The 864-nt window shown below is 56.4% G+C and carries 2 protein-coding genes; both read right to left on the reverse strand.

Annotated features, from left to right (window positions below; all coding sequences use genetic code 11):
- Positions 1 to 203, reverse strand: a 203-nt coding sequence (locus RMSM_RS41405) for a hypothetical protein (protein ID WP_390173555.1), incomplete at its 3' end; no start/stop codon positions are given.
- Positions 204 to 596: 393 nt separating this feature from the next.
- Positions 597 to 864 (reverse strand): 5-formyltetrahydrofolate cyclo-ligase (locus RMSM_RS28165; protein ID WP_040769767.1); only part of this gene is annotated, 268 nt, incomplete at its 5' end.

An 864-nucleotide genomic window follows, 5' to 3' on the forward strand; every position in this document is an offset into this window, starting at 1 on the left:
ACTTCCTGTTCCGCAGTTGCCTGCCCTAAAGCAGTTGCCTGCCCTAAAACTGCCTGGCCCTCCGCAGGCGAGGCCGGCATCGATGCTTCGACCGAAGGTGCCTCGTCCGTTGGCAATTCCGCTGATGGCAATTCCACCGCTGCCGGCGTTGGGGATGCTGTTTCCTGCGTTACCTGTTCCTGGGCGACCAGTGGCGACAGCATCGAAGTTGATAGCAAAGGAGCTACGAAAACGATCGCAGGGAACAACCGGGACCGTGAGCAGTGTCGAGTCCGTGAATGAGTCATGGCAACGAGTTTCGGTTGGAAGCGGGCTGGCACAAACGCTCTGATTCGGCGGTGTAGTGCAGCGGCTGAGGGTGGGGCGTCAAGGAAACGGGTGAGGTTTCAAAGACGATCAAAGGCGGGCGCTGTGCGAAAGGCGTGGGATCGAGGTTGTAGTTTGAAGGAAGGGCGCAATTCTTCCCCACCTCGAGCATTGGCATGTTAGTCAGAACACCAGGAAAAGTCAATCAATTACCGAGGATGATCAAACGGTTCCCCCCGCAAGGGGAGGCCGCTGGCTTTGTCCTTTATGATTTGCGACGGTCGTCGAAGTCACGCGGTGGCTTGCCGGCCAATTCCATTTCGGCCGATGCCCTCGTAGACACGTTTCTCCGTCACGACCTTGTCCATAAAGATGTCATGCCCCTGCATTGGAATCTCGTCAAACATTTGGCATTCAAACGCCAACGCAACAAACGGGGTTTCCGGTTTGGCGTTTTCCAGCAATTTATCGTAGTAGCCCTTGCCATGTCCGGTACGCCCGCCGCGTGCGTCAAAGCCGACGCCGGGAACCACAATCAAATCGATTTGTGCAATCTCC

The sequence above is a fragment of the Rhodopirellula maiorica SM1 genome (assembly GCF_000346295.1).
Lineage (GTDB): Bacteria > Planctomycetota > Planctomycetia > Pirellulales > Pirellulaceae > Novipirellula > Novipirellula maiorica.